4 protein-coding genes are annotated in these 6,000 nt (G+C 73.2%); 3 read left to right on the top strand and 1 reads right to left on the bottom strand.

Annotated elements, in window-relative coordinates:
• Positions 1-312 precede the first annotated feature (312 nt).
• Positions 313-1,677 (top strand): choice-of-anchor L domain-containing protein, encoded by a 1,365-nt coding sequence (locus tag PPSIR1_RS06910; RefSeq protein WP_006970291.1) that lies wholly within the window; start codon positions 313-315, stop codon positions 1,675-1,677.
• 45 nt (positions 1,678-1,722) lie between these two features.
• Here the strand turns inward: PPSIR1_RS06910 and PPSIR1_RS06905 are convergent, their stop codons facing one another.
• The gene (locus PPSIR1_RS06905; RefSeq protein WP_006970290.1) at positions 1,723-2,487 is read right to left on the bottom strand and encodes a DUF2293 domain-containing protein; all 765 of its coding nucleotides are present in this window, start codon (positions 2,485-2,487) and stop codon (positions 1,723-1,725) included.
• Between the two features lie 86 nt (positions 2,488-2,573).
• On the opposite strand from PPSIR1_RS06905, the gene PPSIR1_RS06900 reads away from it, so the two are divergent.
• Both PPSIR1_RS06900 and PPSIR1_RS06895 read left to right on the top strand, forming a co-directional pair.
• Complete coding sequence (locus PPSIR1_RS06900) at positions 2,574-2,798, top strand: hypothetical protein (RefSeq protein ID WP_045115504.1); 225 nt, start codon at positions 2,574-2,576, stop codon at positions 2,796-2,798.
• A complete protein-coding gene (locus PPSIR1_RS06895; RefSeq protein WP_006970288.1) occupies positions 2,795-5,740 on the top strand; it encodes an ABC transporter permease family protein in 2,946 nt (981 codons plus the stop codon). The genes PPSIR1_RS06900 and PPSIR1_RS06895 overlap by 4 nt, the downstream gene beginning before the upstream one ends.
• The last annotated feature ends 260 nt before the right edge of the window (positions 5,741-6,000 follow it).

The following is a 6,000-nucleotide window of genomic DNA, read 5'->3' as shown; positions in this document are numbered from 1 at the left end:
CGCGCGCTCGACACGGCGAGGGCAGGTGAGCTTCGGCTCCCCTGCCCTCGCTGCGTTTGGTGCGCTCTGCTCATTCTGCGCACTTTCATTGAGTGCACTTTTAGTGCTTCCTTCAGTAGCAAATCCGTACGAGTACGTTGTCACCAAGGTTCAATCGGCACGCCTTGCGGACGAGCAAATTACGCCACCAAGCCTACGAGACGGCGCCTGAGTGCCTTTTGGGAACATTACCCTGTAAACCTCGATAAATTTTCAACATGCGCATTTCGCAGGGCTCACAATACGCACATGCGGAAGACACTTTCTATCACCATGTGCGCGCTCGGCCTCCTGGCTGCGTGCGCCGACGACAACAACCCAGGAAACGGGGACGAGCTCGGCGACACCGTCGGCGAGTCCGAGTCCGAGTCCGAGTCCGAGTCCACGACCACCGAGGGCGAGGAGACGGGCACCGCCGAGGGCGAGACCACGACGACCGAGGGCGAGACCACGACGACCGAGGGTGAGACCACCATGGACGGCGAGACCACCATGGACGGCGAGACCACCATGGACGGCGAGACCACCATGGACGGCGAGACCACCATGGACGGCGAGACCACCATGGACGGCGAGACCACCATGGACGGCGAGACCACCATGGACGGCGAGACCACCGAGGGTGAGACGACCACCACCACCGGCGGCGGTGACTGCGAGGCGCCGGCCGAGTACGCCGACTGCGACGGCAGCCCCGGCGCGCTCACGGACGACCCCTTCGAGGCCCTGGGCATCAACTGCGGCAACGATCCCGCGAGCACGGTGATCGCCTCGAACACCCAGATGAACGCCAACAACGACAACTCGTGGCGCATCGCCACGGGCTTCGGATCGGCCCCGGGCGACAACTTCGGCAACCTGCTGTGGGCCGCCAACGACGAGGTCTGGAACAACGGCGAGGAGGACATCCCCTCGAACACCTCCACGGCCCTGCTGGTGCTCAGCACCGGCGTCGTCGCGGCGCCCAACGGCCAGGGCGTCGTGATCGAGGCCAACGGCTCGCAGGAGGGCAACGGCGACAACCAAAACCAGGACAACGGCGGCCTCCCGGCGCCCCTGTCCGCGACGGCGGGCTCGAACATGGGCAACGGCGGCACGCCCTTCATGGACTGCGACGGCGTCAACGACTGCTCGGACAGCCTCGCCGATCAGTGGTTCAACCAGGGCTGGAACGACCCCAACGACAAGCTGTGGATGCAGATGGACCTCACCGTCCCCCCCGGGACCGAGGGCTACGTGTTCGACTTCGCCTACTTCTCGTCGGAGTTCCCGGACTACTACAACACCCAGTTCAACGACCTGTTCATCGCCTGGTCGACCTCCGAGAGCTACACCGGCAACATCACCTTCGTGAACGACGCCCCGCTGACCATCACCTCCCTCGAGGACGCCGGCGCCTTCGCGCACAAGGGCAACGACGCCGCCCTCGCGGGCACCGGCTTCGAGGGCAACGCCGGCACCGGCTGGTTCGTCGCCCGCGGCTCGGCCGTGCCCGAGGAGACCTTCCAGCTCACCTTCTTCATCGCCGACATGGCCGACAGCGCCCTGGCGACGGGCGTGCTGCTCGACAACTTCCGCTGGGAGTGCGCCGGCTGCGTGCCCAGCGAGGTCAACTCCTGCGGCATCCTCCCGCAGTGAGGACCTCGCCACGGACCTGAGAGGGCGCGCTCGGGTCCGCGGCGATCACAACAGCTCGAGGTCGGCGTCGTCGAAGTCGTCGTCCTCGTCCGACCCTGGCAAGCCCTCGGAGCCCTCGGCTCCGGGGGCTTGCTTCAACCCGCGCTCGAGCAGGCAGCGGTCCGGGTCCACGGGCCGACCGCGGCGGTAGCCCTCGAGCAGCTCCCGGGAGCGCTGGGCGAGCAGGCGACGGACCTCCCGGCGCATGCCCTTGACCCGCGGGATGGTCATGGAGTCGTAGCCGGTGGTCTGGTGGCGCAGCCAGGCGATGGTCGCGGCCTCGGCCCGGCGCTCGACGGAGATGCGCTGGGTCCGGGCCACGGTCCCGCTGCCCACGGGCACGGCGTGAGCCGCGATGGCGGCGGCGAGGCGCCGGGCGAGCGCGGCGTGGCGCGGCGCGAAGGCCAGGAACTCGAGCACCGCGCCCTCGAACTCGACGGCGTAGCGGGCCTGGTCCCGGGCCCGGCGCGCCCGGCCGGCCTCGAGGCGCCGGGTGTAGGCCGGATCCTCGCGCTCGGCCGCCAGCTCCCGACGGATCCGCACGATGTGCTCGGCCGGCGCCCAGATCCCCCGGGAGAAGCTCTTGCGCCCCTTCTTCTCCTTGACCGTCCAGCTCGGGCCGGCCTTCTTGACCCGGCGCGTGAGCGCGGCGTCGCCGGGCGGCAGCAAGGTCCAGCCCTCGGGGACCTCGAGGACCTCGCCCGAGGCCGCGCGCACGCTCCGGGGCCGCGGCCCCGGGGCGACTTCTCGGCTTTGCTCGGCCTTGGCCACGGCCCGCACTCATACGGCGCGAGGGCGGCGGACTCAAGCGCGCCCCTGCAACCCCCACGCGCGCGGACCATCGTATGGTTCCGGCCGTGTCCGCCCTGCTCGCCCTCGCCCTCGCCGGCCTCGCGCTGAGTCTGGCGGCGCGCTGGCAGGGCGGGGCCGGGGCCCTCGCGCGCTGGCCCAGCCTCGACTTCGATGTCGACGCGCTGTGCCTGGCCCTGGCCGCGCACCTGGGCGTGGTCGGGCTGCTGGCGACGCTGCTGGCCTGGGCGGGGCTGTTCTCGGCGGGGGCCTGGCGCTCGCGTGCGCGATGACGGCCGCGGCGGTGTGGCCGTGGCGCTCGCCCCCTCCCGACGACGCCGAGCCGCCCGCGCCCAGCAGCACCCGCGAGCGCCTGGTGCTCGCGGCGACCCTGGCCGTGCTGGTCGTGGGCGTGGGCCTGCGCAGCCCGAGCATCCGCGCGCCGCTGGCCGGGCGCGACCAGGGCACCTACGTCCTGCGCGCGCAGCTGACCCTGCGCACCGGCGCCCTGGGCTGGACCGACCGCGCCCTCGCCGAGGCCGCCCGAGCCCGCGAGTCCCACCCCGACGCGCCCGGACCCCGGGACATCCTCGGGCTCTACCCGCGCCACGAAGAGCCCTGGCGCCAGGGCAACTACGAGTCCCCCTACCGACCCGGCGCCTACCTAGCCGAGCGCGACGCCGGCCGGGTCGTGCCCCAGTTCTTCCACCTCCACCCCACCCTGCTCGCCGTCGCGGGCGCGGTCGCGGGCCCGGGCCGGACGGGGTGGATGATGATCTGGATCGGCGCCCTGGGCCTGGGCTGCTTCGCCTGCGTCGCTCGGCGGCTGTGGCCCGCCCGCGACGGGCCGTGGTCCGTGCTCGCCCTGGCCCTGCTCGCCGCCTCGCCCCTGGCGATCTGGACGGCGCGCACGCCCCTGAGCGAGGGCGCGATGGCGCTGTTCGAGATCGCGGCCCTGCTCGCCGCCCTGCGCCTGCGCGACGCCGGTGACGAGCAACGCGAGCCCTGGCGGATCGCCCTGTTCCTCGGCTTCGCGGCCTTCGTCCGGGGCAACGCGCTGATCGTGCTCCCGGTGATCCTGGCCGCGACCTGGCTGCGCCCCCGGGGCGAAGACACGAGCCGAGCCTGGGCCTGGGCGCCCGCGCTGGTGCTCGCGGCCCTGCTCGGCACCGTCGTCCTCCACGCCCTGACGACCTACCCCTACCTGCACGACGAGCTCCTGCGCCGCGTGGCCGAGCGCGTCCCGGGGCTCGAGCCGACGCCCGCCGCCCTCATGGGCCTGACGGCCGCCGGCGCGGGGCTGTGGGTGGTCCTCGATCGCGCCTTCGCCCGCCTGCCCGAGGGCGCGCGCGCGGCCCTGGTGCGCGCCTCGGTCCCCGCGATGGTCCTCGGCACCTTCGCCGCCTTTGGCCTGTGGGCCGCCCTGCGAGCCGGCGCGCCCGACCTCAGCGTGCGCCCCTTCAGCCGCCTCGACGCCGCCCCGATCTTGATCGGCGCGCCCATGCTCGTCGCCGCAGGCCTCGGCCTGGTGGTCCTCGCGTGGACCTGGCGACCCACCCCGCGCGCTGTCTGGCTGGTCGCGCTGGCCAGCCTCGTGCCCGTGACGGCGCTGCTCTACGCCCCCCGCGAGCTCCCGACCCTGGGCTTCTTCTACTACGGCCGCTACCTCGTCCCCGAGCTGCTGCCCGCGGCGATCCTCGCCAGCACGGCGGCCCTCGCTGCGGTCCACGGCTGGATCCACCCGCGCCGGCCCAGGCTCGCGCAGGCCCTCGTCGGCGCCCTCGCCCTGGGCCTCGTCGGGGTCGTCGCCGCGCCCCTGATCCAGAGCCCGCAGCTGCGCCTGCGCGAGTACGAGCCCGCGAGCGCGGCCGTGGACTGGCTGGCCGCGCGCATCCCCGAGGACGCCGTGTTGATCGCCGGCGGCGAGGGCTGGCACCACGACCACACCCACAACCAGATCGGCGGCGCCCTGGCCCTGGCCCGGGGCGCGCAGGTGCTCCCCTACCGGACCCGCGAGGACGCGTGGATCACCGCCTGGGAGCTGCTCGTGGCCGGCCCCGAGCGCTCCGGCGAGCCCCGGCCGCCCGTCTACCTGCTCGTCAACGAGGCCGCCCACCAGACCACGCGCAAGTCCGACGGCGCCCGCCTGGCCCTCGTCGACGATCAGCTGTGGAGCCCCTTTCGGGCCGAGCGCGTCGAGCTGCTCGAGCTCTTCGTCGACGCGCTCACGCCCGTCGGCGACCAGCTGCCCACGCGCGTCGCTCGGCACGAGCTGCGCATGGCCCTGATCCGCCTCGAGGTCGACGAGGACGCCCTCGCGCGGATCGAGCGGGTGCGCTTCGAAGGCGACACCTGCCTGCGCGCCGACGCGGACCTCGAGCTGCGCTTCGAGGCCGACCCCGCGCGCCATCGGCACCTCGCCCTGAGCGTCGCGGGCCTGGGCGACTCTCGCCTGGCCCGCGCGCTCCCGCAGATGCACGTCGAGGTCGACGGCCAGCGCCTGCGCGCCGAGCCGCCCAAGGGCGTCCGCGGCCGCCACCGCGCGACCCTTGGGCCCCTGCCCCTCCCCGAAGCCCACGGCGAGGGCCCCCGGACCCTCCGCCTGCGCATGCCCGAGCTCGAGCCGGGGCTGCTCATCGACGACCCCGCCTGCCCCTACGGCCGCGTGGACGAGCTGCGCTTGCTGCCTCGAGAGCGCGGCGCCCTCGACCGCCTGGCCGCGCTCGAGGACGGGGTCACGGCCGTGTCCATCGCCCCGCGCGACGACCTCGGCCACCCGCCCAAGCCCGCGACCTGGGTGCGCGGGCGCAGCTTGTCTCGCTACCGCGCCGGGACCGAGCCCGAGCCCGAGATCCGCGGACGCTCCATGGTCCTCGCCGCCGGGGAAGCCCTCGACTTCGCCGCCATCGACCTCCCCCTCGACGGCGCGGGCGAGACCCATCCGCTGCTCGTGCTGGTCACGCTGACACGCACGAGCACCGGCGAAGGGGCGCAGCTGGTCCTCGAAGAGCGGAGCGCCGAGGGAGAGCCGACCTTGCTCGCGACCCTCGACATCCCGGCGCAGCGCCCCCGGACCTTCATCGCCGATCCGCTCGCCTGGCGGCCCACGAACGAGCGCGCGCGCATCCGGGTCCGCGTGGTCGATCCCAACCAAGCAGGCGGCGAGGTCGAGCTGCGCGACGTCGCCTTGTTCGTCGACGCGCCAGGCATCCCCAGCGCCCTCGAGCGGCACTGAGCTCTGTTTAGCCCCCACAGCCACCTGGGACCGGGGGCGCTTCGTCGCTCCGCTCCTCCGCTTTGGCTTGGTGGGCAATGACGTTCGTGCCTTCGAGAAGGCTCGTGGTCGCCCCCGCTCGCGGGGGCGTGGATTCGTTGACAGTCCCTGAGCTCTGTTTAGCCCCCACAGCCACCTGGGACCGGGGCGCTTCGTCGCTCCGCTCCTCCGCTTTGGCTTGGTGGGCAATGACGTTCGTGCCTTCGAGAAGGCTCGTGGTC

The sequence above is a fragment of the Plesiocystis pacifica SIR-1 genome, from assembly GCF_000170895.1.
In the GTDB taxonomy this organism is placed as follows: domain Bacteria; phylum Myxococcota_A; class Polyangia; order Nannocystales; family Nannocystaceae; genus Plesiocystis; species Plesiocystis pacifica.
This window is presented reverse-complemented; position numbering and strand designations above follow the sequence as displayed.